Here is a 24978-nt window from a genome sequence, read left to right as displayed (position 1 = left end):
TCGGTGCGTGAAGACTTGCAAACACTACTGTAGGAAGTAGACGGCCGCCGAACGACTCTCGGCGGTGCCGCGCTACGATTCGCGTCCGACGAACGTCTTGTACTTCAAGTCGTCGTCGCGGAGTTCCTCCATAATCCGCTCGACGAGGATCTCTTTCGGTCGGTGGAGGCCCGAAACCCGCTCTTCGACGTCCTCGAAGCTCTCGAAGGGACCGCGCTTGCGCTGATCGAGGACGTTGTTTCGGAGTTTCTTCCCGATACCGGGTAGGAGATTCAGTTGATGCAGCCGCAGCGTGATCGGCTGGGCGTCGTTGTAGAAGTCGACGAAGCGCTGCTCGTTGGCGTCGACGATCTCCTCGATTGCGTACTCCAGTTCGGCGTTCGCCGTGTTCGAGATGTCGTCGTACGGCACCTCTTTGAACCCTTCGACGGCGTCGCGGGCTTCCGTCGGGCCGATCACGACCCGGTCGCCGATCGAAATGTCGGCGTCGTCGCTCAGCGTGAGTTCGAAGAGGCGGAAATCGCGCTCACCGAGCGCGTACGCGAGAGGAGACTTCCGGTGTCGGGGGCGGTCATCGTCGGCGCGGCCGTGCGGCAGGTGATCGAGGACGACCGCATAGCGCATCGCTGCGGCGTCCGTCTCGCCCCGCGCGCCGGAGTCGTCGCCGCCTTCCGACTCGCTCGCGTCGTCGGCGTCTCCGCTCTCGGTCGTGGTCATACGATGACGTACGCCCACGGCCTATTTAAATAGTTGGCCGACGGCGACGAACCGTCTGCTCGGATTAGACGTACTTCGCGACGACGTTCAACACGTCGTCGAGTTCCTCGCCGCTCAGGGCGTACCGTTCCTGTGCGTACACTGCGCGGAGTTCGTCCCGGCTCTGCGGGAGGAGGTCCGCGATCTTGATCGCCGTCGGGGCGTCGACCTTCTCCAGTTCGAGCAGTTCCTCGACGAGTTCACGCGACTCCTCGGGGTCGAGGTGGGCGAACCGGTTCACGTGTTCGACGGCGCGAGCCAGTTCGTACTGGAGTTCGCGCTCCTCGTCCGCGGCACGCTCGGCTTCGACGTCCTCGAGGAGTGCTTTGACTTCTGAGACTGTCAGATACTCCTCGTCGACTTTTTCCTTGAAGATGGTCATCGGCGGAGCGTGTTACTCCTGGGCGCGCAGGTGAGCGGGACGCGTGATGAGGGTCTTCTCTTTGCCGCCGTCGACGATCTGGACCTTGAACGCGCGGCCCTGTTTGCCGACGACTTCGCCCGTGTGTCCGTTGAAGCGCGGGTGGAAGCGGCCTTCGCGCACGCTCGGGTCGATCTTCAGGTGGACCTTCTGACCTTCGTCGTACTCCTGGATCGCGCGCTGCGGCGGCGACGTCCCGCGGTCGCGCGGCTTGTTCGAAAGCTTTCCTCGCGTTCCGTGAAGTGGACCGTTGGAACTCGGCATAGTCGTTGGAGTCAGTACTTTCGACGCGGTTATAAAACGCACGTTCCCGTCTCGTGAGCCCGCGCCGTCTCTGTGGCTCCTGCGGGAGCTTCTGTGAGGCTGGGAATCGCCGGCAAAATCTAAAACGGAGGCCGTCGTAGCATCAGGTATGGCACAGCAATACGCATCAGGCGGCCAGCTTCCCGACGAGGTCGATGCCGCGCTAACTGATGGAGACGACGGATCGTCGCACAGTGACTCGAGTTCGCGTCTCGAACAGTTCGGGATGGGCGTTTCTGTGAGTATCCTCCTCGGGGCATTGCTCGGCGTCGCGGCCGTGGCGAGTCTCAACTTCGGTGCCGTCCCCCTGTTCGTGGCGCTGGGGCTGGGCTTTCTCGTCTCGCCAGTGGTCGGTGTTCTCTTCTTACAGCGATACGAGAGAAAGCAGGCGTAACCGCAGTCGCCGCTTTTAGATTCGGCCGACGTTCTCGACGGAGACGCTTTCGACGCCGTCGACGTCGGAGAACGCTTCTTCGACCGCTTCCGTTCCGCCGGCGTCGTCGGGAACGATCACGGTGGGGAGCAGCGCGACCAGCCCGAACGCGACGTCGTCGCGTTCGAAGCCGTTGATCTTCGCGCCCTCGGGGAGCGACTGTTCGAGTCGCTCCTGCAGTTCGTCGAGGTCGATTTCGGGGCTGTTCGGCATCACCTTGATCTTAGCGGCTACCTTTCCCATCGTTCAGGGTCCCATAAACCCACAGTCGGGGCATTCATAGAGGTTGCTCTGCTTTCGGCACTTCGCACACCGCGAGATCTCGTGGCCACAGTCCGGACAGTTGAACGTTGCCGCGCTCATGCCGGAGATGTTGATGCCACAGGACACGCACTGCCGGGCGTGTCGCTGCTCGGACTGGCTCATACACTACAGCACCCGTCCGCGACTTTTAACGGTTGTCTTTCCCGCTCATCCGAGGACGATCGGACCGAGGAGCACGTTCATCAGGTGCACGCGTCGCGCGCCGACGCGCGGCGGTATCAGCCCAACGAACGCTGCGAGACAGAACACCGCGCCTCCGAGGACGCCACCGAACCCGAACGCCAGCGCGAAGAGCAGTCCGAGCACGGCGACGACGAGCGGCCGTCGCGGGAGCACGCGCACGAGACGGAGATACCGATCACCGAGAGTGACGAGGACCACAATACCGAGGCTCGCGGCCAGCGCGATCACGAGCAGCATATCGAGGAGACCGAACGGGACGCTCGCGGCTCCGCCCGTACCCGTCGCCGTCGTCCGCCCCGCCACGCCGAGCGAGGTGAGCGCGACGGTGACGCCGCTCCGCGGCGCGCCGAGGACGGCGAGCGACGCGACCGCGAACACGGCCGTCGCCGTGTCGGCACCGCTCGTGGCGACGACGTACGCCCGATCCGAGCCGCGGCCCGCCGGCCCGCTCCCTCCGGAACCGCCGAGGGCGAGGACTGCCGCGACACCCGCGGAGACGCCGGGGAGATATCCGACGAGCGCGCCCCCGCCGACGCCCGCGAGGCCGGCCCGGAGTGCTTCGAGCCGCGATAGGCCGAGCGTCACGCCGTCCTGTGGCGGGATCGATCCGTGCGCGTCCAGCGCGTCCAGTAGCACGGGCGCGCCGAACAACCCGCCGAACAGCGGGGCGAGCATCGACGCCGCTCCGTCGGGCGACAGCGGCCCCGACACGGAGAGATCGAGCGTCAGGAGTCCCAGCCCGGTCGCGAGTGCCACACAGAGGAGGGCACCCAGCCGGCTCCGACGCGTCGGTTCGGCGAGGACGAGCAGCGCAGTGACGCCCGCGAGCAGCACTGGGAGGGCGGCGAGCAGCCACTCCCGTCCGCCGGCGACGACGTGCGACAGCGGAAGCGCGACCCCGACAGCGACGAGGAGCGCGATACCGCTTCCGAGTGCGGACAGTCGGATCGCCTCGCGGCCGCGACCGGCCAGCACGAGTCGATGCCCGGGGAGCGCTCCCGGTGCGGTCGCGGCGTCCGGGACGCCGAGCACGAGTCCGGGGACGACCGAGAGGAACGTGTGCACGACGCCGGCCGCGAGAACCGCCGCGCCGACGGCGGCCGGCGGTCCGTCGATGCCCGGTGCGACGCCGACGAGGACGAACGCGACGCTGTTGACGTGGAGTCCCGGGACGAGCCCGGTGAGCGTGCCGAGTCCCACGCCCAGACACGCGTACGCGAGTATCGTTGCCGGCGTCGCCATCGCGACGGAGTGGTCTCGGACTCGTATTTGAACGTTCGCGTCGAACGGGGCGCTGATGACGGGCGACTGGATACTGCGACGAATCGCTGTCGCTCAAGCGGGAGCGTCGAAAGAAATCGGATCGAAAGACGAGTCGGCGCGACGTCCGGATCGGACGGTCGGCGTCGTCGGCTTCGGGCGTATCGGATTTAACCGAAGAGGTTGCCGAGACCCTCGCCGGAGGCCTCTTCGTCCTCTTCTTCCTCGTCGGCTTCTTCTTCGGCTTCTTCTTCGGCTTCTTCCTCTTCTTCGCCCTCGTCAGCGGCCGCGGGCTCGCCGCCAGCGGCGCCGCCCGTAGCGGGTGCGGGTGCGGCGGCGGCCGTCTCGACGGCCTCCTCGATGTCGACGTCCTCGAGTGCGGCGACGAGCGCCTTCACGCGGGACTCTTCGACGTCGACGCCAGCGGCGTCGAGAACTGCGGTGACGTTGTCTTCGTTGATCTCTTCGCCCGATTCGTTCAGGATGAGAGCTGCGTAAACGTATTCCATTGTCGTATACCTCGTGTGTTATCCGAACATCGCGCCGAGTCCTTCGGCACCGTCGTCGTCATCGTCGTCGTCGGTGTCGTCGGCGTCGGCTTCTTGTTCGTCAGTGTCTTCGTCGGCCGATTCCTCTTCTGCGTCCGCTTCGGCCGCCTCCTCGGCAGCCGGTGCGGGCGCCTCGACCCCCCGGAGTTCCTCCGGGAGTGCCTCGTCGTCGTCGATCTGCGCCGCGAGCGTGCGGACCTGGGCGTCGGCTTTCGCGACGAGGTCAGGCAGCACGTCGGGGTCCTCGATGGCGGCGAAGAGCCCGAGGGCCTTCGCGTCGCCAGCGGCCTTCGCGAGCAGCGTCGGCGTGGACTGCGCCGTCGGGATCGTCGCGTTGACCGCGAGGTTCCGTGCGGCGGCAGCGGCGGACTCGATGTCCGCGCGGTACTCGTCGACGTCGATCGCGAGTTCGTCCGGCTCGAAGAGGACGCCTTCGGAGAAGACGCCGCGGAGGTCGAGACCGACCTCCTTCGGCTCGATACCGAGCTCGGAGAGCACGCCTTCGAGTTCTTCGGAGACGGGCTCGCCGGCCTCGAGGACTTTCGAGTCCTCGGTGACCTGGATCGAACCGTCCATAATGCGCGCGGCGGCGCCGACCTGCTGCAGCTCGCCCACGAACGGGCCGGGGTCGACGCCCGTATCACCCTCGGGGATGACGATGTCGTTGGGCGCGACTTCGCCGGCACTGATCGGTGCGGGCGTCTTCGACGCTTCGAGCTGTTTGTAGAGCCCGAACGGGTTGTCGTTGGTACCGACGAGCGCCACCTGGCCCGAGACGTACTCGACGAGTTCTTCGAGGCCGTCGTCGACGTCTTCGAGCGCGCGGACAGCGAGCGTGTTGCGGCTCATCCGCAGTTCGGCGCTGCCGTGAAGGTCGCGCCGCATACTCTGTAGCTGGCGGCTCGGGATGCCGGCGACGGCGACGACGCCGACCGACTGGTAACGCTCGAGGAACTCGACGAGTTCGGCGACTTCCTCGCGCTTCCACTCGGGGATCGTCTCCGTTCGTCGGGCGGATGCGCTCTCGCTCATGCGGGCACCTCCACGGACGGTCCCATCGTCGTCTTCACGTACATCGAATCGATGTTGAGGGGACCCTTCTCGAGGTTCGCCTCCAGACGACGGATGATGACGTCGATGTTGTCCGCGATCTCCTCGGAGTCCATGTCCTGTGCACCCACGCGGGTGTGGAACGTCCGGCGATCGCGGGAGCGGAGTTGCACCGTGTTCTTCATTCGATTCACTGTCTCGACGACGTCGTCGTCCGGCTGGAGCGGCGTCGGCATCTTACCGCGCGGACCGAGAACCGTCCCCAGGAAGCGGCCGATGTCCTGCATCATGCTGGCTTCGGCCACGAAGAAGTCGGTCTCGTCGGCGAGGTCTTTTGCCGCGTCGGTGTCGTCTCCGAGTTCTTCGAGGTCGTCGCCGTCCAGAACTTGGTCGGCGGCCTCCTCGGCTCGGAGCGCGGTTTCACCGCTCGCGAACACGACGATCTGTGTCTCCTGGCCCGTGCCGCTGGGCAGAACCACAGACTCGTCGACACGTTTCGACGGGTCGTTAAGGTCGAGATCGCGCAGATTAACGGCGAGGTCTACCGTCTCACGGAAGTTCCGTGGGGGTGCCTCGTCGAGTGCGCGAGAGACTGCGTCAACTATCGTATCTGCCATTATTCACCTCCGTAGTACGCAGGATTGCTCCTACGGGTCAGTGAAACAGGCGTCTGCCTGTCTCGTCGAATCGAACGGGAATGGCGGACTTAAGTCCGTCGAAGCAGATCCCACGTACCGGCCGTTTTCGGGCGCGAAACCCCGTATTCGTGGGAATAGTCGACACGGTAGAACGCGGTCGCACCGGCCCCGATGTGGCGGTCGCTTGACGGTCCTGTGGCGACGGTCGGCGTCGAGAGACGCGCCGCTCGCGACCGATCGAACCGCAGAGAGAAAGGCGTCCGCAGTGAGTGGGTCACGGCGACAACGCACCGTGCCCGATTCCGTCGGGGGAGTCTGAACCGCGAGTTACTCGTCGGCGAAGACGTCGTCGTACTCGCCGTCTTCCATCCGCTCTTTGAACTCGCGCGGGTCGTTGCCCTCGATCGTGACGCCGAGGGAGGTACACGTACCGACGACCTCTTTCGCGGCGTTGAACGAGTCGTACGAGAGCAGGTCAGAGGACTTCTGCTCTGCGATCTTCTTCACCTGTTCGACGGTCAGATCGGCGACGAAGTTCTCCTGAGGTTCGCCCGATCCGGTCTCGAAGCCGGCCTCGTCCTTGACGAGTTCGGCCGTCGGCGGAACGCCGACAGAGATCGTAAAGGAGCCGTCGTCCTCGTACTCGACGGTGACGGGGACTTCCATCCCGTCGAACGCAGCCGTCTCGTCGTTGATCTGCTGGACGACGTCCTGCACGTTCACAGGAGTCGGTCCGAGTTCCGGACCGAGCGGCGGACCAGGGTTCGCCTCCCCGCCGGGAACGAGTACTTCGATAGTTCCAGCCATACCTCACAACACCCTGCGGCGACTTTTAACGGTTTTCTTTCGCCCGAACGGCCGTGTGAGGGTACGACACGCCGCTCGTTCCACGCCCAGCGGACGACCGACCGTCCGTGCTCCCCGGACGGCTCACAGGTCGAGGCCGAACGGAGCGGCGTCGACGGCCGCGGCTGCCATCGCCCCGAGCAGTTCGCCGACGGCGTCGAGGTCGTCGGTGTCGACGACTTCGACGGGCGTGTGCATATAGCGGTTCGGGATCCCGACGTTCAGCGCGGGGATGCCGCTGCGAGCGGTGTAGAACGCGTCGGCGTCGGTTCCCGTTCGGGTCCCGGTCGCCTGAAGTTGCACGTCGACGTCGGCGTCTTCGGCGGCGTCGCGAGCGAGGTCGACGAGCGACGGGTGGTTCGCGCTACCGCGGGAGACGACCGGTCCCGCGCCGAGTTCGACGGGGCCGGTGCGTTTGCCCGGGATGTCGGGGTTGTCGGTCGCGTGCGTCACGTCGACGGCGATAGCCGCGTCGGGGTCGAGGTCGAATCCGACCATCTTCGCCCCCTGGACGCCGACTTCCTCCTGGACCGTACTCACGGCGTAGACTGTCGCGCCGACGTCGGCTTCGGCGGCCGAGCGAAGCGCCTCGGCGGCGGCCCAGATTCCGACGCGGTTGTCCATTCCGCGGGCGGCGAGTCTCGTCTCGTGGAGCGGGCGGACGCGCGTTTCGACGGTCACTGGATCGCCGACCTCGACGAGGTCGTGCGCCTCGTCCTCGCCGTCGGCCCCGACGTCGACGAACTGCTCGTCGATGTCGTCGTACTCCTCGCCCTCGTAATCGCGCAGGTGGATCGCTGTCTGCCCAATGACGCCGGCGACGGGGGTCTCGGCGTGGACGGTGACGTGCTGGCCCTTCGACACCGTCCGATCTGCGCCCCCGATCGCGCCGATCCGGAGGAAGCCGCCCTCGGTGATGTCGCGGACGATGTAGCCGATCTCGTCGGCGTGGCCGGTGAACGCGATGGAGACGTCGGCGTCCCCGCTACCCTCGTGGGCCGCGACGGCGTTGCCGTACTCGTCGGTCCAGACCTCGTCGGCGAACTGGCGCACGTAGTCGAGCCACACTCGCTGCCCGACCGCCTCGAATCCCGAGGGGCTGGGCGTCGTCAGCAGATCCGTCAGAAACGCGTGTCTGTCGTCGTCCATAGGCCTGCTCTGATTGCCTGACACCTGAAACCACCGGCTCTCGGTGTCGCGCACGCGTCTGCCTCCACAACGATTATGCTTCGTGTCGGCGTATCGAAACGTGAGATGACCGAGAAATCGTTCACGCTCTTCGAGATTCATCTGCACGACGGCCTCAACTTCGAGGCGACGAACACCGCACCCGCGATCGGCGGTTCCACTGACGACGAGGGCAGCGCGTCGTCTGACGGCGACGCGACCGAGGACGCGACCGACGAATCGAGCGGGATGTGCCCGACCTCCGGCGGTCGCCTCCTCGGTGCGCTAGTCGCGGTCGGGTTCCTCGTCGCGCTCGCCGCCGCAGCGAAATACCTCCGCGGAGACGACGAGGTGACCGAACTCGACGATTTCGTCGAGGAGTAACCGCTCTGTCGGCTCTGTCTCTCCCGTCGTCTCTGTTTCTTCCGGTAGCTCGTTCCCGCCGTCGGATTCCGTACGCCTACCGGTGCGTCGCTCGGTTCCGGTCGGATAGCTTAAGCGGGACCCCCGGTATTCCTCCCCTATGATCGTCTCCAGCGCCCCCGGGAAGGTCTATCTCTTCGGGGAGCACGCGGTCGTCTACGGCGAACCGGCGGTCCCCTGCGCGATCGAGCGCCGGGCCACAGTCACCGTCGACGCGCGCACGGACGACCACATCCGAGTCGAAGCGCGAGACCTGAGTCTCGACGGCTTCACCGTCGAGTACGCCGGCGACGCCGACTACCGCCCCGACGTCGACGTTCCGGAAGGGCTCGTCGACGCCGCGGTGGGCTACATCGACGCCGCCGTCGAACAGGCTCGCGACGCCGCAGACGCACCCGACGCCGGCTTCGACATCACCGTCGAGAGCGAGATCCCCCTCGGCGCGGGGCTCGGTTCCTCGGCGGCCGTCGTCGTCGCCGGCATCGACGCCGCGACGCGCGAACTCGGCGTCGAACTCGCGCCCGAGGAACTGGCCGACCGCGCCTACCGCGCGGAGTACGACGTCCAGGACGGCCAGGCCTCGCGGGCGGACACGTTCTGTTCGGCGATGGGCGGCGCCGTGCGCGTCGAGGGCGACGACTGCCGACAGATCGACACGCCGAACCTCCCGTTCGTCGTCGGCTTCGACGGCGGCGCGGGCGACACCGGCGAACTCGTCGCGGGCGTCCGGACGCTCCGCGAGGAGTACGATTTCGCGGCCGACACCGTCGAGAGCATCGGGGACATCGTCCGCACCGGCGAGTCGATGCTCTCCGACGCCGACCCCGAAGCCGAACCCACCGACGAACTGCTCTCCGAACTCGGCCGGCTGATGAACTTCGATCACGGGCTGCTCGAAGCGCTCGGCGTCTCCTCGCGCACGCTCGACAATATGGTCTGGGCTGCCCGCGAGGCCGGGGCCCACGGCGCGAAACTCACCGGCGCGGGCGGCGGCGGCTGCATCGTCGCGCTCGACGAGACGCCGGAGACGCGGACGGCGCTGCGCTACACAGCCGAGTGCCGCGACGCGTTCCGGGCCGAACTGGACCGCGAGGGCGTCCGCGTGGAGGCGTCGGGGCCGGACGCGAGCGCGCGTTCCGACGCGGAGCCGAACGCGGAGGGTGAGCGCCGGTGACGGTCGTCCTCAAACTCGGCGGGAGCGTCGTCACCGACAAGGAGACGCCCGAGACTGTCGACGACGCAGCTCTCGACGCGGCGGTCGAGACGATCGCCGCGGCCGACGTCTCCCGGCTCGCGCTCGTCCACGGCGGGGGGAGCTTCGGCCACCACCAGGCGGAGAAACACGGCGTCAGCCTCTCGGAGGGGAGTCACGACGCCGCGGGCGTGTGGGCGATCCACGACGCGATGCGTCGCCTGAACGACGAAGTCATCCGACGGCTGCAGGACGCCGGCGTCCCGGCGCTCCCGGTCCACCCGTTCTCCGTCGGGGCGCGCGACGCCGACGCCGATCTGGCGTTCCCGCTCGACTCCTCGGCGACGATGCTCGACGAGGGGTTCGTTCCCGTCCTCCACGGCGACGTCATCGCGCAGGCGGACGCGGGTGCGACGATCATTAGCGGCGACGAACTGGTTACACGGCTCGCGATCGGTCTCGACGCCGACCGCGTCGGGCTCTGTTCGACCGTGCCCGGCGTCTACGACGACGACGACGAGGTCATCCCCGAAATCACGGCTTTCGACGACGTCGCGGACGCGCTCGGCGGCTCCGAGTCGACGGATGTGACGGGAGGTATGGCCGCGAAAGTGCGCGCGCTCCTCGAACTCGGCGCGCCGGCGCACGTGTTCGGTCCCGACACGCTGGAGGCGTTCCTGGCCGGCGACGCCGCGGGAACCGTCATCAGCGGGTAGCGCCGCGCCGGCTACGGAGACGAATCGGGTGTCCGTCAGGCCCCGGGAACGCCCAGGGCAGACACGGCGCTGATGCCGAGCAGTTCCAGGGCCGCGAGCGCGACGACCGCGGCGGCCCAGGCGGCCGCACCGGTCACGCCCGCCTTGACCCAGCCGCCCGGATAGCGCCAGCGGATGACGCTGACCCAGCCGACGAGTGCGAGCAGCGAGCCGACAAGCGGGATCCAGGCGAGCAGCGCCCAGACGACCGCACCTAGGAGCGCTGTGAGAATGGCGTGTTCGAACGTCAGGCTGGCTGTCCGTCGCCGAGAGACGACGTGTTCGGCCGCGACGTGGATCGCCGCCCCGCCGATGAGGAGACTCACGGCGAAGACGACGAGCCCTTCGAGGGGATCGAATCCGCCGGCCAGCGGCGGGGGTCCGGTGTACTGGAGAGCGATCATCGGTATCGAGGTCCGTCAGCGGGGTGTTCAGCGGCTGTGTCGTCGCTGCTCAGGCCGTCGATCGCCTGGCCGAGCGGCTCACCGAGCGTCCCGTCCAGCGACCGGCGGATCAGCGAATGGATCTGCGCGACGCGGTCCGGGACCGGGCCGGGGAGGTCCGCGCGCGGACCGCCCACCGACGCGGCGCTCGCGTCGTGAGGTGTTTCCGCCGCGTTTTCTGGTCGGTCGGCCGCTCGGTCAGCGGCTGCTGTATCGGCTCCGTGGGTGGCTTCGCCGTGTGCGTCGGCGGCGCCGTTCGTCGAACCGGCTGCGTCGGTCGGCGCTGCACCGGGCACAGCCACGGCCGCTCCCGTGGTGAGCATCAGTGCTGCGAGACCGATCGCGACCATCGTCTGGAGTTTCATCGGTGGTGCCTCCGGTCCGCCCTCGGTGCGGATGCCATATCAAAGGTGAAAACGGTGCGTGCGGATTTCAGCAGCTTCGGCCCCGTTTCAGCCCGATTAAGTCCGCTTTCTTCGGGTTTGCAGCCGGCGCGCTCTCCCCACCGGCGACTATGTGGGGACGAACCACAGCGAAGCGTAGCGCGCAGACCTGCCGCAGTGCGCCGGGCTGTCGGTCACTCCTGCAGTTTGCGCCACTCCCGGTCGATGAATGCCTTACAGGAGCGTGCGGCATCGCTCTCCGGGCTCGGCAGTTCGCCCTCCTCGAGCGCGTCGTCGTCCCCACCGCTGGACTGCTGTGGCCCCGCCATATCCGCTTGTTCGATCTATTCGTGTTTTACTCTCACTTCGGTTCTTGTTTTCTTGGAAGCAGCCCCCACCTCGTAGCACTGTCCCCGTCTCGGAGGAACGGCATCCGCCGCCGTCGGCGCCCACCTTTTACTCGGATCAGAGCGTCTGTCCGATATCGGATGCTCCTCGAAGCCGCCGGCTTTCTCGCCGGCCTGGCGCTCCTGTTAGTCGGTGCCGACCGCACCATCGACGCGGCTGCGGAGTTGGCACTGTACTACGGGGTGCCGGCCTTCTTCATCGGCGTCACCGTCATTTCGATCGGGACGTCGATCCCCGAGATGACCACCTCGATCTACGCGGCGGTCTACGGCGCCGGCGACCTCCTCGTCGGAAACATCGTCGGGTCGGAGACAGCGCAGATCACGCTCGCGATCGGCGTCGTCGCCTTCATCGCCCGGATCGAAGCCGAGCGACGGAACGTCCTCGTCTACGGCGGCGCGATGATTCTCGCGATGGTGATTATGATCCTCGTTCTCGAAGACGGGGAGATGATCCGCTCGGAGGGGGCGCTGATGATGCTCGCGTACGTCGCGTTCATCCACGACCTCTACTCACACGAGGGCGGCGGGGAGGTGACACGAGAAGTCGCCGAAGAGCAGACGCCACCACAGCGGGCGATTCCCTGGATCGTCGCCGGGATCGCGCTGGTCGTCGTCGGCGGGTATCTGATGGTGACGAACGGGATCGCCATCGCTCGACTCCTCGGCGTCCCCGAATTTCTCGTCGGCCTCCTGACCGGCCTCGGAACCACCGCGCCCGAGATCGCCGTCGCCGGACTCGCGGCCAGGCGCGGCGAAGCCGGCATCTCGGTCGGCTCGCTCCTGGGGAGCAACATCACGGATCCGGTGTTCTCGCTGGGCGTCGGGGCGCTCGTCGCCGACGTGGCGGTCACCAACTCACAGACCGTGTTCGTCTCGACCGGGTATATGCTGGCCGTCTCGTTGGCCGTCCTCGGGCTGATGTACTGGCAGCGCGGCATCGACCGGCGAGGTGCAGTCGTGTGCGTGCTGCTGTATCTCCCCTCGTTCGTGCTCTTCTGAGATCGGGGCGGAGTGCGTCGCCGTTCTCGACCGGCAGCGTCCGGTAATCCGGCCGTATTCGTTCTCGGTCCGTGAGAAATCTCCGCATAACAATTGCACTCGTGACGGTACGGTCCGCCCCGGAGCGTGCCACCGATGGACGAAATCATCCGATACGCGGAGAGACCTACTGATGAGTGAGACGCCGGTCCGCGTCGGCGTCTTGAGTCTCCACAACAGCAAGGAGACGAAAGCGATTCTGAACGCCGTCGAGGCGCTCGGCCACGACACCGAGTGGCTTCGGTCTGAGAACACAGTCGTGCGATTCGGCGGCGACGAGGCGACGCTCGATCCCGACGTCGACGTGGTCGTCAATCGACTCCTCCTCTCGAATACGGATCAGCCTGCCGAGGAACTCGGGCTAGCGCGGACGCTGGCGGGCGTGCGACCGATGCTGAATACTCCGGATGCGACAGCGCGGGCGGCGCACAAGACCGCCGCCGCAGTCGAACTGATCAACGAGGGGCTGCCGGTTCCGCGCACCGCACTGGCGCTCAGCAACGACCGGCTCAACGAACTCCGCGGGGAGTTCGGGGAGGAAGCCGTCTACAAGACGGCTATCGGGACGCACGGCGGCGGCGCGTGGAAGGTGAAAACTAGCGATCCGCTGACAGCCCGCGTCGGGAAGCGACGGGCGTTTCTGCAGGAGCTCGTCGGTCGGGACGACGAACCCCCGCACGATCTCCGCGTGTACGTCGTCGCCGACGAGGTGATCGGCGCCATGTGCCGCTACGCCGCCGACAGCGACTGGCGAACGAACGTCGCCCGCGGCGGGAGTGTCGAGGACGTGACAGAATCCGTTCCAGCGGAGGTCTTGGAACTCGCTCGGCAGGCAGCGGCGGCGGTCGACCTCGACTACGCCGGCGTCGATCTCATCGAGGGCGACGACGGCTGGTACATTCTGGAAGTGAACCCGACGGCCGGCTTCAAAGGCTTCTATCAGGCGACGGGGCGCAGCCCGGCCCCGTACATCGCTCGGCAGGCGATCGAACACGCTGGCGCCTCCGTCGACCCCGAGCGGGTGGAGAGTCTCTCGTCGACGCTCGACGACTCGGTGCCCGCCTGCAAACCGGCGCCGACGTCGGTCTCTCCCGATGAGGCGATCACGATCGGCTTCACCGAACAGGTCGTCGTCAGCGGGACCAGCGGACGGAAGACGGTCGTGGCCAAGTCAGACTCCGGAGCGTCTAGAACGAGCATCGATCTGCGGCTCGCCGCGGACATCGGTGCGGGCCCGATCCATACTGTCTCGCGCGTGCGCTCGGGGAGTTCGAAGCAGTCCAAGACGCGGCCGGTCGTCGACCTCGTCGTCGGGATCGGCGGCGAGCAGTACACCGTCGCCGCGAACATCGAAGACCGGACGCATATGACGCATCCGCTTCTCCTGGGGCGCGACATCCTGAAGAATTACCGCCTCGACGTGAGCCGCCGCGTCGAAGATCACGCGGAAGTGTCCGGCGAGGAGTAATCCCCCAGCGCTCAGGCGTCCGGTCCGTCTGTGACTGCGCGAGCGGTTCGATCGGCCGTCGACCCGTCCGCGATGGCGGCGGCGAGTTCGCTCTCGGTGACCGGCCGTTCGGACGTGTCGAGGCCCGCCGACCGGGCGACGCGGACCGGACTCGGGGGGTGGAGGTTCGCCGTCGCAAGCAGTTCGTCGTCGTAGAACACCTCTCGCGGCGTCCCACAGCCGACGATGTTGCCGTCGGCCATCACGCAGACGCGGTCTGCCACCTCGGCCGCGAAATCGAGATCGTGCGTCGAGAGCACGACGCTGACGCCGTCCCTGTGGACCTGTTCGATCTGTCTGGCGACCAGCCGAGAGCGTTCGGGGTCCAACCCCGCGAGCGGTTCGTCGAGGACGATCACGCTCGGCTGCAGCGCCAGCACGCCGGCCAGCCCCACGAGCCGTTTTTCGCCGCCGCTCAGGTAGTGCGGAATCCGGTCTTCGAGGTGGCCAGCGTCGACCGCATCGAGCGCGTCGCGAGCGCGTTCGATCGCTTCGTCGCCCGAGACGCCGTAGTTCTGGAGCCCGAACAGGACGTCGTCGCGGACGGTCGGCGCGACGAGTTGGGCGTCTGCGTCCTGGAAGACGAAGCCGACCGTCTTCCGGGCGCGTCGCTCGTCGCCGTTGGCGACCGGCGTTCCCTCGATCACGAGTTCGCCCTCGTCGGGGACGAGCGTCGCGTTCAGATGTTCGAGCAACGTCGACTTCCCCGCGCCGTTCCCGCCGAGTAGCGCGACGACCTCGTCGGGGTAGACGCTGAACTCGACGTCGTGCATTCCGACCGTTCCGTCCGGGTACGTGTGCGCTTCACATCGCAGATCGACGAGGGGCGTCTCCGCGCGGTTCACAGCACCACCCCCGTCGTGGCCGCGGCGTACCCGAGCACGGCGGCGTAGGAACCGCCGACCAGAAGGGTTTCGTGGACCGGCGGCCGCGGCACGTCACCGTACAGCGTCAGATCGCCGTCGTACCCGCGCGCTTCCATCGACTTGACGAGCCGTTCGGCCCGTTCGATGGCCGACAGCATCGTCATACCGAGGATGCGTGCGTAGAGGCGCTTGTTCGACCAGAACTCCGAGAGGTTCCCGCCGCGGGCCACAGCGGCTTTCACCAGGTCTTCGAGCGTCTCGATCATCACGAACGTGAACCGGTAGGTGAGCAGCGCGACTTGGTCGACCGGCCGCGGAAGGACCCGACCCAAGACGTAGGCGACGTCGGAGTACCGGGTCGTCATCGCGGCCGCCAGCGTGAACGTGACGACGGTCAGCGACCGGAAGCCGAGTTCGAGGAACAACACGAGACCGGCGACCGTCACCGAAACGTCGCCGAGCGGCGTCGCGAACGCGGCACCGATCGGCGTGCCCGGTTCGAGGAACGCCAGCGGGCCCGCCACGGAGACGATGAAGAGCATCGGGACCGTGTACCAGCGCAGCAACCGCCCGGCCGGGAGTCCCGCCGCGACGTACACGAGAAGGACGACGGCGTAGAGGCCTGCAAGCACCGCGGCCCGGTCGACCACCGTCACGGCGAGCACGAGCGCGCCGACGACGCCGAGTTTCGTCCAGGGGTTGACGTGGTGAAGCGGCCCGTCGCGGCGCTCGGCGTAGGCCGTGACGAGTCGCGGGTCCGGCACGTGATTCGAGAGCATCTTCGGTTACCGTCCCGTCCGTTTTGCCTCGTCGAGGCCGCGGTATCGGTCGGCGTAGACGTACAGTCCGACGCCGACGAGCGCGAAGAGAGTCGCGACGGCGAGGAACTCGACGACCAGACCACCGTTCCGGATCGGGCCGGCGACGACGACTCCGCGTCCGAGGTCGACGAGCGCGCCGCCGCCCTCCTGAATCCCGCGCTGCAGCGTCGTCGCCGACCGTTTGGCCCACGGAACCGCGCCGCCGGTGGCAGCGAAGCCCCACAGCCCCGCGGCGAAGAACACCGCCAGGAGGCCCAGGAGGCTGCCGTACTGCGTCCAGCGCTTCATCAGGCCGTCACCTCCGAGGCGTCGCGGCCGAGACGGTCGACGAGGCCGACGAGGTCGGGGCGGACTGACGCGAGGAACTGCACGACGAACCCGGTCAAGAGCCCCTCGATCACGGCGACGCCCAGATTCAACCCGACCAATCCGGCGACGGCGACCGTGAGGTCAGCACGGGGGAGGGCACTCCCGTTGACGCCGCTGACGACGATGATCGCACCCATCAACACCGCGCCGGCCGAGAGACCGAGCGTCGCCGCCCCCGTGCTCGCGGGGAAGACGTCCCAGTCCAATCCGACCAGCGTGCGGAACGCGTAGTAGGCCACGACAGCCTCTGACGCGTTGACGAGGGTATTCGCACCCAACAGTCCGACGGCCCCGTGCCCGAGCGCCGCCGAGAAGATGTTCACCACGAGCGCGATCAGCGCGCCGAGGAGCGGCCCGGCGAGGATGCCGACGAGGCCGGTGAGGTTCATATGGATCCCGCCCCACACGGGGATGTTCAGCTGAAAGACCGCAAAACTCGCCGCGCCGGCGATGCCAGCGAGCGCGATCTGGCGGGTCTCGATACCGCCTTTCCGAATGCGGTAGACGACCACGCCGATTAGCCCGGCACCGATGAGTGTCCAGAGAGCGAGCGCCCAGAGCGGGAACGAACCTTCACCGAGGTGAATGTGTGCCATCGAGTAATAATTCTACGACACAAAATAATAAATTTGGCTATTCGATATTCTCTTGTTATTAATGTGGCTCGCGGTACAGCAGCAGGCGAGGACAGCTCATCAATGGTCAGATCCCAACTGGCCCCGCACAGGTAGCCACGCCAGGAGCACCGCCGTCCATCCCAGTGGGGAATCAAAAGTACCATGACCTCCCGCTGCGCAGTGGACCGTAGCTAGGTGATTCCGTGACCCAGAAACGCGAATACAAAGACGACTATCCGGAGAAGACGCTGTACATTCCGGGGCCGACAGAGGTACGCGAGGACGTCATCGAGGAGATGTGCCAGCCGATGTTCGGTCACCGAATGGACCGGATGACTGACCTGTACACGACGATCGTCGAGGACACGAAGGACTTCCTCGGCACCGACAACGACGTGATGATCCTCACGGCGTCGGGGACGGAGTTCTGGGAGGCGTCCACGCTGAACCTCGTCGACGAGAACATCCTCGTGCCGACCTGCGGAAGTTTCAGTGAGCGCCACGCCAACGTGGCCGAGCGGCTCGGCAAGAACGTCGACCGCCTCGAATACGAGTGGGGGCAGGCGGTCAAACCCGAAGACGTGCGGGCGGCGATCGAAGAGAGCGACAAACACTACGACGTCGTCGCGTGCGTGATGAACGAGAGTTCGACCGGCGTCCGAAACCCCATCGAGGAGATCGGCGACGTCGTCGCCGAGTACCCCGATACCTACTTCGTCGTCGACGCGGTGTCGTCGCTGGGCGGCGACTACGTCGACATCGACGAACACGACATCGACGTCATCTTCGCCTCGACGCAGAAGGCGTTCGCGATGCCGCCGGGACTGGCCGTCTGCGCCGTCAGCGACGACGCCTACGAGCGCGAACTCGAGAAGGACGAGGCGTCGTGGTACGGCGGCTTCCAGCGCGCCCTCGATTACTACGACCGGAAAGGTCAGACGCACTCCACGCCGGCGATCCCGATAATGCTGGCGTACCGCAAGCAGATGAAGTATATGCTCGAAGAGGGTCACGAGGGGCGCTCGGACCGTCACCGGGAGATGGCCGAGTACACGCGCGAGTGGGCGCACGAACACTTCGATATGTTCCCCGAGACGGGCTATGAGTCTCAGACGGTGGCCTGCATCGAGAACACGCAGGGCATCGACGTCGCCGAAACGATCGACGCCGTCTCCGAGCAGTACGATATGGTTTTCTCGAACGGCTACGGCTCGACCCTCGGCGAGAAGACGTTCCGCATCGGTCATATGGGCGAACACGACCTCGAGTCGATCAAGGCCCTGACGGACGCCATCGAAGACGTCGCCGGCATCTAATCGAGCGGCGAGCAACTCCTCGGCAACCGCCGTGCGCCGCCGTGAGTGTTATTCACACGGCGGTCGTCAGTTACGCTGTGACGACGCACCGCGAGATCGCGGAGACGCCGGACGGCCGCCGACTGATCGTCTCCCGGCAGATCGACGCCGCCCCCGACCGCGTGTGGGACCTGTTCATCGACACCCAGCAGTGGCCGCGGTGGGGGCCATCGATAACTGCCGTCGAGTGTCGGGACCGTCGGATCAGCCAGGGGACGACTGGCCGCATTCGAACTGTCGGCGGCCTCCGGGTCTCGTTCGTCGTCACCGCCTGTGCCGACCACCGCTGGACCTGGCGCGTCGCCGGCATTCCGGCGACGGGACACCGCGTCGAGAGAGTTGACGAGGGCTGCCGCGCCGCCTTCGAGATCCCGCTGCTCGCAGCCCCGTACGCGGCCGTCTGCCGGCGGGCGCTGCGGAATCTCGACGCGCTCGCGACCACGTCCTGAGCGGCGCCGACTCCAGCATCTGGATGCGAGTCGGTGGATTCTGTCTGTCTGAAACGTGCTCGATACCAGTGCGTGCAGTCACACGAGACAACAGGACTGTCTCGGGATCGTCGAGGGCGCCGTTACAACCCTCACGATCGCCCCGGCCGGAGTACCGATGCCGTCCGTATGAAACGGCTTGATCAGTCTGCTCGCTGCTCGGGCTGTCGGTTCCGTTCTACCACTAATGGGTCTCCCGTCGACGTCGTCGTAACCAGTCGCAAAAACTGTCCGGCGTTCGTGAGAATCTTGTTCTCCGCCTTCCGGAGGTGTTCTTCGTACGTCGAGCGCGCGACGGCCGTCTGCTCTGCCAGCGCTCGGAGCGACGTCTTCCGGGGCTGCTCGTAATACCCGCTCTCTAACGCCAACCGCAACGCCGCCAGCTGTCGGTCGGTCACGTCTTCGAACAACTGATCGACCGGGGCGAGCATACTGTGGGGAATCTGCTGTTCCGTGATCGCTGTCTTCGAGAGCACCTCGATGTCGCGGTCGGCTTCCAGATCCCGCAGGAGTGCGCGGACGTCGCTCTCGTCGAATGCGATCACCGAGTAGTGCTCCCAACCCTGGCGGTGAACCGTCGGTGGCTGATACAGGGTGTTGTACTTCTCGAACCGTTCGATGATCGAGTCTTCGAGCGAGCAGAGACAAGACTGGGTGACGACGTGCAGGCCCGATTCGTCGACCGACCTGTGCAGAACCGTTCCGAGGTCGTCTATCTCGTCGAGGAGTTCACTCGCCGGCGTTCCTGGCGACGTGAGTTCGACCACCTGACAGTCGCTCAGATACCACTCCCGGATCGTGAGATCCGGATGACGCTCCGAAATTTCGCGATACGGACACTCGTGTTTGACCCGAAACGAAGCCTCGTACAGACTCATCGTGTCGTATCTGTGCTAAAATACATTAACGGTGCCGGCTATGTCCGGCAGTATCTATATTTTAGTATGTCTCATACGGGTGTATACTGATGCCGGAACGCGGCCCTGATCGAGCCAGTAACGAATTACCGGACGGCAACAGAGCGCAGCGCGCCGTGACGTTCGACGAGAGTGATCTATGAGTACAGACACTGCACTCGAACAGGGCATCCGCGAACACCTCGGGCAGTTCTCGCTGCACGTCCTCCTGGTGTTCGCGACTGGACTGACTATCGGGTCCGAACGGGCGGTCGTCCCCGTTCTCGGCCGGGACGTGCTCGGCGTCGAGTCGCTGTTCGTGATCGGCTCGTTCGTCGTCTCCTTCGGCTTCGTCAAAGGGCTCTTGAACCTCTACGCCGGCAAGTGGGGCGGCGAGTACGGCCGCAAGCCCGTGCTCGTCCTCGGGTGGGCGACTGCGCTCCCGCTTCCCGTCATTCTCATCTTCGCGCCCAGTTGGGGCTGGATCACCGTCGGGAACGTCCTGCTGGGCATCAACCAGGCGCTGACCTGGAGTATGGCGATCAACGCCAAAATCGACATCGCGGGGCCGGATCAGCGCGGTCTCGCCGTCGGCATCGACGAGGCGTTCGGGTACACCGGCGTCGCCGTCGGGGCCTGGATCACCGGCGTCATCGCGGCCCGGACGAGCCTCCGGCCAGAGCCGTTCTACTTCCTCGCGGCCGTCGTCGTGCTCGCGTTCCTCATCTCGATCTTCCTGATCAAAGAGACCGTCCAACTCGCAGAGGCGGAGGTCGACGACGAAGACCACCACGACGCGAACCTCCCGTTCGTCGACGTACTGAAGCGCGCGACCTACGGCGACAAGACGCTGTTCGCGGCGGCACAGGCCGGCCACATCGAGAAGTTCGTCGATACGCTGTTCTGGCTCGCCGTCCCGCTGTATCTCACCAGCCAGGGGCTTGGAATCGCGGCGGTCGGGTTCGTCGTCGGCGTTCACAGCGCGATGTACTTCCTGCAGATTGCGACCGGCGGACTCGCCGACCGCATCGGCCGCCGGCCACCTGTCCTCGCCGGAATGTTCCTCACGGGGGCTGGCGTCCTCGGGATGGTCCTCGTCGAGGGCTATCTCCCGTGGACCGTGCTCTCTGGTGTGTCCGGGCTCGGAATGGCGTTGCTCTACCCGAATCTGATGACCGTTCCCGGCGACGCCGCCCATCCGACGTGGCGCGCGACCGGGATGGGCGTCTACCGTATGTGGCGCGATTCGGGGTATGGCGTCGGTGCGATCCTGATCGGCCTCTCGATGGAGTTCGTGAACGCCGAGGCGGCGTTCTACATCATTGCCGCTCTGATGTTCGTCTCCGGTGCGGTCGTGTACGTCTGGATGGAGGAGACGCACCCCGACTTCGGAACCCACGAACCGCCTGCGCCCGCGCCTGAGCAGGCGAGTCAGACGGTCGCGCAAGACTAACTTTCGCGTTTGCAATTGAATTCTGGGTACCGCGAAAGTGATATCGACGGTTTGTGCTATTCTGGAGAGATCTGACGACCGATCAGGTAATGGATTTCGAGAAGAGTCCGCGCGTTCCGGCCGAACACAGTCGACGGCAAGGGAACGTAAACACCGTCCATCTGACTAATCGATCGAGCTCATAATTGGCAAATTCCAGTCCCGAATGACGTCATTCAGTGTCTTGTCGTACGGTGAGTACGGGTGCATCGCTCGTGCGCAAGACCCGCTCAGTGACGCTGCCAAGTAGATGGCGGCGTATTCCCGAGCGTCCGTGTGTTCCCATCGTAACGAGGTCGATTCCGTGAGCACTGACGAAATTGTTGATCACCTCGTGGGGTGTCCCAGGCTGTATATGGGTAGTGAGAGACACGTCGCGGTCAGATGCTTCTTCCGTAACTGCTTCAAGTACCTCGACCGCTTCATCGCGCAGCGAGTCACCAATTGGCGGCAGTCCCGTCTCACCTTCGATCACATAGAGCACGCGTACAGAGGCACCCGACCGTTCGGCAATTGATATTCCGTGTTCGACCGCCGCAGCAGCACCAGGGCTCCCGTCCGTCGGGATGAGAATTCTGTCGTATCCCTCGCGCTCTCGACCGATTGCGTGTGGTGGTACTGCTAACACGGGATCGTTGCTCAACCGAATCACGCGCTCGGTGACGCTGCCGAGGAGGACCCGACTCAGCCCACGTCGCCCGTGCGTCCCCATAACGATGAGATCGATATCGTTCTCCGATGAATAGGAAAGGATCGCTTCGTGCGGACGCCCGTGCTCGATGGCTGATTGGCAGGAAAGGTCTGATTCCTGTTCGATGAGTTCCGCTAGTTTCGATATGGCGTCTTGAGCCTGTGCGTCTGCCAGGCGCTCGGAACGCTCGGTATCACCAGTGACGCTGATGACGTGGAGGGAAGCGTCGAATGCCTCTGCGATCACGAGTCCGTGACGAGCGGCGGCTTCGGCAGAGGGGCTTCCATCGGTCGGAACGAGTATCCGGTCGTACATAGAGTAATCTTGGCGGCCACGTTACTATGTTCTTGTGTACCATACGTCGTGGACACGTGGTTTGTGTGGAAGACGTGTACCAAGGGGGCTACGAAAGACGAGAACGAGCAAGTGAACCCAAATCACCGGCTGTGTTGCGACAGTATGGCTTCTGTCGATGCCGCCATTTCTCAAGCGTATGGACGAACGACAGACCCCCAGCGCTCGCCAACCGTCCTGCGGCCCGAAGATAAGCGCTGCAAACCATCGGAATCTGCCCCGACGAGGAACGTCGCTGTCTGTTGATTACGATGGGTGGAATGGGGGTCTCCGTACTCCCGGGATGTCTCGGTGACGGCGAGAGCGATGTCGCCTCGTCCACCGTGGGAATTCTTGACCAGGGTGGACGGGCCAAAGTCGAGATCTCCGACGACGAGACCCTGGTACCCCGAACTCAACGTCGGTGACTGGATTCTACCGGTAAAGTTGAAGATATCGCCCGGAACACTACCGGGCGAGAGGCTACCAGTAGCTGTGAATGACGCAAATCGGGTAGTAACATTTACCCAGTAGAACATTCCACTCTAGCGTATGGCTACCTCGGTGAAGATGGACGACGACACTAAGTCCCGCCTGGAGCGCTTGCAGGCGGAAATTCGGCTAAAGACAGGAGAGCGGGTCACACAGCAGGAGATTTTGTCCCGGCTCGTCGAGCGAGCAATCGAATCGAAGGCAGATCTCGTCGATTCCTTTCGAGAACAACGCGTTCCCGTCTCCGAGACCGACCGTGAGGCCTTCCACGACGAGATGGTATCGTCCGGGACATCGACGGGCGAAGACGACATCGACGACGTCCTCTACGGATGAGCGTCTTCGTCGATACCGGCGTCTTCTTTGCGCATCACGACACCGATGCCGAACGACACGCAGACGCAGTGACAGCGTTCGATAAACTTCTCGATGGCGAGTACGGACAACCGTACACGAGCGACTACGTTCTTGACGAGACGGTGACTCTCACCCGCGTCCGAACCGGTTCATTCGATGCCGCAGATACCGTGGCTAGCCGTATCCTCGGTGAGGATCCGTTTCCGAACGTATTCGAAACGATCCATCTCGGGCCCGACGACGTGCAGGCGTCGTTAGAGACGCTTCGGCGATACAGAGACCAGGAGCTGAGTTTCACGGACGCATCCAGTATCCACCTGTGTGACTCGCGTGGCATCGACGCGGTGTTGAGCTTCGACGATGATTTTGGCGGCCTCGTAGAACGAGTAGATCCAGGGGACTGAAATCTCGTCGCTGCTCGTGAATCGTAAAATGTGCGCCCGGAACACTAACGGCCGGCCTCATCCCGGGGCTGCGTGCCGCGTCGGCCGGGAAACCCTCGTGTCAGGCGGCCCGTCTTTGGGGCGCGGACGTCCCATATGTCGCACACCCGGGTTCGCCGCCTCGTCATCGCTCCCGTGATGGGAGTACTCGGGCGGGGACTAAGGGTGCGCACTCGTAGTACGAAGTCGACGCTCAAGGCCGTTCCGACTCAGCGCGCTACAGGGCGTACTCGGATTCCGAAAGTTGGACGTACTTCCCGTTTCGGAACGAGAACTTCGTGCGCTTGTAGGTCGTCACCAGTCGCGCGGCGCTGAAGCCCGCGCTGATGTTACTCGTGTCGAACAGTCCATAGCCCTCGCTGTTGTCGAGGAGTTTCCGGGCCGTCGAGAACGCCCAGTCCCAGTCGTCCGGGGCGTAATCGTGGACGACGTCCGCCATCGCGACGTTGCGGAGGATTTCGTCGCCGATGGCGTCCTTCCAGCGGTCGTTGTACGGGGAGAGATCCCCGGCGGCGGCGAGTTCGCCCGCGATCGCGCCGGTTCGGACGGCCGTGTGATCGCCGCCCTCGTGGAACGCCGAGGTCGACCCCATCGCGCCGCCGACGACGGCGATGCCCGCGTCGGTCGGCGAGTCGATCGGCCGCGTCGAGGAGATGGCGTACGTCTCGGTCCCACCGGACTTCCCGCGGTCCTCGACGAGGGGGAAATCCTCCTCTATGTCGTACTCGTCGCCGTACTCTCGTTCGAGGAGCCGGCGGATGTACTCGCGGCCCTGCGGGATCCGGTCGTCGTCCGGGTCCAAGAGCGGGTAGTCTTCGGGGTTCGCCACGTCGTCGAGTTCCATCCCGATCGGCATCGTCAGGCCGATCCGCGCGACGTTGTCGTCGTTCGGGAAGATCCACGGGTAAGCGGTGTGGCCCGGCATATACCCCCACCAGAACTTGATCGCGCCCGCGACCTCCTCGAAGACCTCATCGGGGAGGCGACGGTGTTCCTGGTAGGCGATGTGGTTCGTCTGCCGCGTCGAGAGGCGCTCGGTGACGTCGAACGAGAGATACTCGTCGAGCACACCGGTCGTGACCTGTCGCTGCGGGCCGTCGGCGAGGATCAGGAAGTCGGCGCCGATGGCGTCGCCGCTCGCGAGCTCGACGCAGTGCCGCGGTCCGCCGCCGGAGTGATCGCTCTCGACACCCCGAACGGAGACCCCGACCCGATAGGACGCCCCGGCGTCTTCCGCGCGGCCGCGGAGGAAGTCGTCGAAGCGCGCCCGCTGCATACAGAATCCGAAGTTGTCGTACGACGATTCGATCCCGGTCGACCGCAGCGTGATCGACTCGTTGGGCCCGATGAACTCCGCTCGATCCAGTTCGCCGAGGACGACGTCGTCGGGCATCTCGTCGGGGTGGATGCCCATTATGTCGACCCAGTAGTCGAGGATGCCCGCGGCGTCCGTCGAGTCCGGTCCCAGTCGGTCCGGCCGATCCGCGCGCGGAACCCCTTTTTCGAGGACTACCGCGGACGCGCCGGCCGACGCGGCGGCGTGTCCGGCGGCCGACCCCGCAGGCCCCCCGCCGACGACTGCTACGTCGAATCGCTCCATATGGCTACAGCGACCCCGGTCCGGTATTATACTGTCGCTGTCGGGGGCGCAGAACAGATCCTGTCGAAGCGCGGGAGG

32 protein-coding genes are annotated in these 24978 nt (G+C 65.5%); 11 read left to right on the top strand and 21 right to left on the bottom strand.

All coding sequences use genetic code 11. From position 1 onward, the window contains the following. Positions 1-72: 72 nt before the first annotated feature. The 3 genes from D3D02_RS07645 to D3D02_RS07635 all read right to left on the bottom strand — a co-directional run bounded on the left by D3D02_RS07645 (position 73) and on the right by D3D02_RS07635 (position 1441). Positions 73-717, bottom strand: a complete 645-nt coding sequence (locus D3D02_RS07645; RefSeq protein WP_121569385.1) for a DUF655 domain-containing protein — start codon at positions 715-717, stop codon at positions 73-75. Between the two features lie 64 nt (positions 718-781). Continuing rightward, a complete protein-coding gene (locus D3D02_RS07640) occupies positions 782-1138 on the bottom strand; it encodes an RNA polymerase Rpb4 family protein (protein ID WP_121569384.1) in 357 nt (118 codons plus the stop codon). A 12-nt stretch (positions 1139-1150) separates the two neighbouring features. Beyond that, positions 1151-1441: a 50S ribosomal protein L21e gene (locus D3D02_RS07635; protein ID WP_121569383.1), complete on the bottom strand. Its 291-nt coding sequence runs from the start codon at positions 1439-1441 to the stop codon at positions 1151-1153. A 148-nt stretch (positions 1442-1589) separates the two neighbouring features. Between D3D02_RS07635 and D3D02_RS07630 the strand changes: the two genes are divergently transcribed. Beyond that, on the top strand, positions 1590-1874 hold the full coding sequence (locus D3D02_RS07630; protein ID WP_121569382.1) for a hypothetical protein: 285 nt from the start codon (positions 1590-1592) through the stop codon (positions 1872-1874). Between the two features lie 15 nt (positions 1875-1889). Here the strand turns inward: D3D02_RS07630 and D3D02_RS07625 are convergent, their stop codons facing one another. From D3D02_RS07625 to D3D02_RS07590, 8 genes are all read right to left on the bottom strand, one after another. Beyond that, positions 1890-2156, bottom strand: coding sequence for an elongation factor 1-beta (locus D3D02_RS07625; RefSeq protein ID WP_121569381.1), 267 nt, complete (start codon positions 2154-2156; stop codon positions 1890-1892). Between the two features lie 3 nt (positions 2157-2159). After that, a complete protein-coding gene (locus tag D3D02_RS07620) occupies positions 2160-2339 on the bottom strand; it encodes an HVO_2753 family zinc finger protein (RefSeq protein ID WP_081927459.1) in 180 nt (59 codons plus the stop codon). 45 nt (positions 2340-2384) lie between these two features. Beyond that, entirely contained in the window at positions 2385-3662 is a 1278-nt protein-coding gene (locus tag D3D02_RS07615; RefSeq protein WP_121569380.1) for a tripartite tricarboxylate transporter permease, read from the bottom strand. Positions 3663-3850: 188 nt separating this feature from the next. Further along, positions 3851-4189, bottom strand: coding sequence for a 50S ribosomal protein P1 (rpl12p, locus tag D3D02_RS07610; RefSeq protein ID WP_121569379.1), 339 nt, complete (start codon positions 4187-4189; stop codon positions 3851-3853). An 18-nt stretch (positions 4190-4207) separates the two neighbouring features. Further along, the gene (locus D3D02_RS07605; protein WP_121569378.1) at positions 4208-5260 is read right to left on the bottom strand and encodes a 50S ribosomal protein L10; all 1053 of its coding nucleotides are present in this window, start codon (positions 5258-5260) and stop codon (positions 4208-4210) included. Next, positions 5257-5895, bottom strand: a complete 639-nt coding sequence (locus tag D3D02_RS07600; protein WP_121569377.1) for a 50S ribosomal protein L1 — start codon at positions 5893-5895, stop codon at positions 5257-5259. The genes D3D02_RS07605 and D3D02_RS07600 overlap by 4 nt, the downstream gene beginning before the upstream one ends. A gap of 348 nt (positions 5896-6243) precedes the next feature. Beyond that, positions 6244-6723 carry a 50S ribosomal protein L11 gene (locus D3D02_RS07595; RefSeq protein ID WP_121569376.1) on the bottom strand — a complete coding sequence of 160 codons (480 nt, stop codon included), beginning with the start codon at positions 6721-6723 and terminating at the stop codon, positions 6244-6246. A gap of 123 nt (positions 6724-6846) precedes the next feature. Beyond that, entirely contained in the window at positions 6847-7911 is a 1065-nt protein-coding gene (locus tag D3D02_RS07590; protein WP_121569375.1) for a M20/M25/M40 family metallo-hydrolase, read from the bottom strand. A 105-nt stretch (positions 7912-8016) separates the two neighbouring features. Between D3D02_RS07590 and D3D02_RS07585 the strand changes: the two genes are divergently transcribed. The 3 genes from D3D02_RS07585 to D3D02_RS07575 all read left to right on the top strand — a co-directional run bounded on the left by D3D02_RS07585 (position 8017) and on the right by D3D02_RS07575 (position 10260). Beyond that, positions 8017-8313 (top strand): hypothetical protein, encoded by a 297-nt coding sequence (locus D3D02_RS07585; RefSeq protein ID WP_121569374.1) that lies wholly within the window; start codon positions 8017-8019, stop codon positions 8311-8313. A gap of 139 nt (positions 8314-8452) precedes the next feature. After that, positions 8453-9526, top strand: coding sequence for a mevalonate kinase (gene mvk / locus D3D02_RS07580; RefSeq protein ID WP_121569373.1), 1074 nt, complete (start codon positions 8453-8455; stop codon positions 9524-9526). Further along, positions 9523-10260, top strand: a complete 738-nt coding sequence (locus D3D02_RS07575; protein ID WP_121569372.1) for an isopentenyl phosphate kinase — start codon at positions 9523-9525, stop codon at positions 10258-10260. The genes mvk and D3D02_RS07575 overlap by 4 nt, the downstream gene beginning before the upstream one ends. A 35-nt stretch (positions 10261-10295) precedes the next feature. Here the strand turns inward: D3D02_RS07575 and D3D02_RS07570 are convergent, their stop codons facing one another. The 3 genes from D3D02_RS07570 to D3D02_RS21480 form a co-directional block, all read right to left on the bottom strand. After that, on the bottom strand, positions 10296-10703 hold the full coding sequence (locus tag D3D02_RS07570; protein WP_121569371.1) for a hypothetical protein: 408 nt from the start codon (positions 10701-10703) through the stop codon (positions 10296-10298). Beyond that, the gene (locus D3D02_RS07565; protein WP_121569370.1) at positions 10700-11107 is read right to left on the bottom strand and encodes a hypothetical protein; all 408 of its coding nucleotides are present in this window, start codon (positions 11105-11107) and stop codon (positions 10700-10702) included. The genes D3D02_RS07570 and D3D02_RS07565 overlap by 4 nt, the downstream gene beginning before the upstream one ends. 212 nt (positions 11108-11319) lie before the next feature. Continuing rightward, a complete protein-coding gene (locus D3D02_RS21480; protein ID WP_255410148.1) occupies positions 11320-11454 on the bottom strand; it encodes a hypothetical protein in 135 nt (44 codons plus the stop codon). Between the two features lie 159 nt (positions 11455-11613). Between D3D02_RS21480 and D3D02_RS07560 the strand changes: the two genes are divergently transcribed. Beyond that, the gene (locus tag D3D02_RS07560; RefSeq protein ID WP_121569369.1) at positions 11614-12534 is read left to right on the top strand and encodes a sodium:calcium antiporter; all 921 of its coding nucleotides are present in this window, start codon (positions 11614-11616) and stop codon (positions 12532-12534) included. 172 nt (positions 12535-12706) lie between these two features. Then, on the top strand, positions 12707-14041 hold the full coding sequence (locus D3D02_RS07555) for a RimK family alpha-L-glutamate ligase (protein ID WP_121569368.1): 1335 nt from the start codon (positions 12707-12709) through the stop codon (positions 14039-14041). Between the two features lie 11 nt (positions 14042-14052). Here the strand turns inward: D3D02_RS07555 and D3D02_RS07550 are convergent, their stop codons facing one another. The 4 genes from D3D02_RS07550 to D3D02_RS07535 form a co-directional block, all read right to left on the bottom strand. Beyond that, positions 14053-14853, bottom strand: a complete 801-nt coding sequence (locus D3D02_RS07550; protein ID WP_121569530.1) for an energy-coupling factor ABC transporter ATP-binding protein — start codon at positions 14851-14853, stop codon at positions 14053-14055. A gap of 68 nt (positions 14854-14921) precedes the next feature. Then, positions 14922-15725: an energy-coupling factor transporter transmembrane protein EcfT gene (locus D3D02_RS07545; protein WP_121569367.1), complete on the bottom strand. Its 804-nt coding sequence runs from the start codon at positions 15723-15725 to the stop codon at positions 14922-14924. 6 nt (positions 15726-15731) lie between these two features. After that, positions 15732-16055, bottom strand: coding sequence for a cobalamin transport operon protein (locus D3D02_RS07540; protein ID WP_121569366.1), 324 nt, complete (start codon positions 16053-16055; stop codon positions 15732-15734). Then, complete coding sequence (locus D3D02_RS07535; RefSeq protein ID WP_121569365.1) at positions 16055-16732, bottom strand: energy-coupling factor ABC transporter permease; 678 nt, start codon at positions 16730-16732, stop codon at positions 16055-16057. Before D3D02_RS07535 ends, D3D02_RS07540 begins: the two co-directional genes overlap by 1 nt. A gap of 224 nt (positions 16733-16956) precedes the next feature. On the opposite strand from D3D02_RS07535, the gene D3D02_RS07530 reads away from it, so the two are divergent. Further along, on the top strand, positions 16957-18069 hold the full coding sequence (locus tag D3D02_RS07530; protein ID WP_121569364.1) for an alanine--glyoxylate aminotransferase family protein: 1113 nt from the start codon (positions 16957-16959) through the stop codon (positions 18067-18069). A gap of 77 nt (positions 18070-18146) precedes the next feature. After that, entirely contained in the window at positions 18147-18557 is a 411-nt protein-coding gene (locus tag D3D02_RS07525) for an SRPBCC family protein (protein WP_121569529.1), read from the top strand. A gap of 182 nt (positions 18558-18739) precedes the next feature. Here D3D02_RS07525 and D3D02_RS07520 read toward each other — a convergent pair whose 3' ends face one another. After that, positions 18740-19474, bottom strand: a complete 735-nt coding sequence (locus tag D3D02_RS07520; protein ID WP_121569363.1) for a helix-turn-helix domain-containing protein — start codon at positions 19472-19474, stop codon at positions 18740-18742. 178 nt (positions 19475-19652) lie between these two features. On the opposite strand from D3D02_RS07520, the gene D3D02_RS07515 reads away from it, so the two are divergent. Beyond that, positions 19653-20945 (top strand): MFS transporter, encoded by a 1293-nt coding sequence (locus D3D02_RS07515; protein ID WP_121569362.1) that lies wholly within the window; start codon positions 19653-19655, stop codon positions 20943-20945. 211 nt (positions 20946-21156) lie between these two features. On the opposite strand, the gene D3D02_RS07510 is transcribed toward D3D02_RS07515, so the two are convergent. After that, positions 21157-21990 carry a universal stress protein gene (locus tag D3D02_RS07510; RefSeq protein ID WP_121569361.1) on the bottom strand — a complete coding sequence of 278 codons (834 nt, stop codon included), beginning with the start codon at positions 21988-21990 and terminating at the stop codon, positions 21157-21159. Between the two features lie 570 nt (positions 21991-22560). Here D3D02_RS07510 and D3D02_RS07505 point away from each other — a divergent pair. Further along, a complete protein-coding gene (locus D3D02_RS07505; RefSeq protein WP_199723033.1) occupies positions 22561-22836 on the top strand; it encodes a hypothetical protein in 276 nt (91 codons plus the stop codon). After that, the gene (locus tag D3D02_RS07500; RefSeq protein WP_121569359.1) at positions 22833-23261 is read left to right on the top strand and encodes a type II toxin-antitoxin system VapC family toxin; all 429 of its coding nucleotides are present in this window, start codon (positions 22833-22835) and stop codon (positions 23259-23261) included. Before D3D02_RS07505 ends, D3D02_RS07500 begins: the two co-directional genes overlap by 4 nt. 256 nt (positions 23262-23517) lie before the next feature. Here D3D02_RS07500 and D3D02_RS07495 read toward each other — a convergent pair whose 3' ends face one another. Further along, positions 23518-24900: an NAD(P)/FAD-dependent oxidoreductase gene (locus tag D3D02_RS07495; RefSeq protein ID WP_121569358.1), complete on the bottom strand. Its 1383-nt coding sequence runs from the start codon at positions 24898-24900 to the stop codon at positions 23518-23520. Positions 24901-24978 lie beyond the last annotated feature (78 nt).

This window comes from Halobellus sp. Atlit-38R (genome assembly GCF_003665925.1).
In the GTDB taxonomy this organism is placed as follows: Archaea; Halobacteriota; Halobacteria; order Halobacteriales; family Haloferacaceae; genus Haloquadratum; species Haloquadratum inordinatus.
Note: the sequence above shows the minus strand (reverse complement) of the source record. Positions and strands in the feature narration are given on the sequence as shown.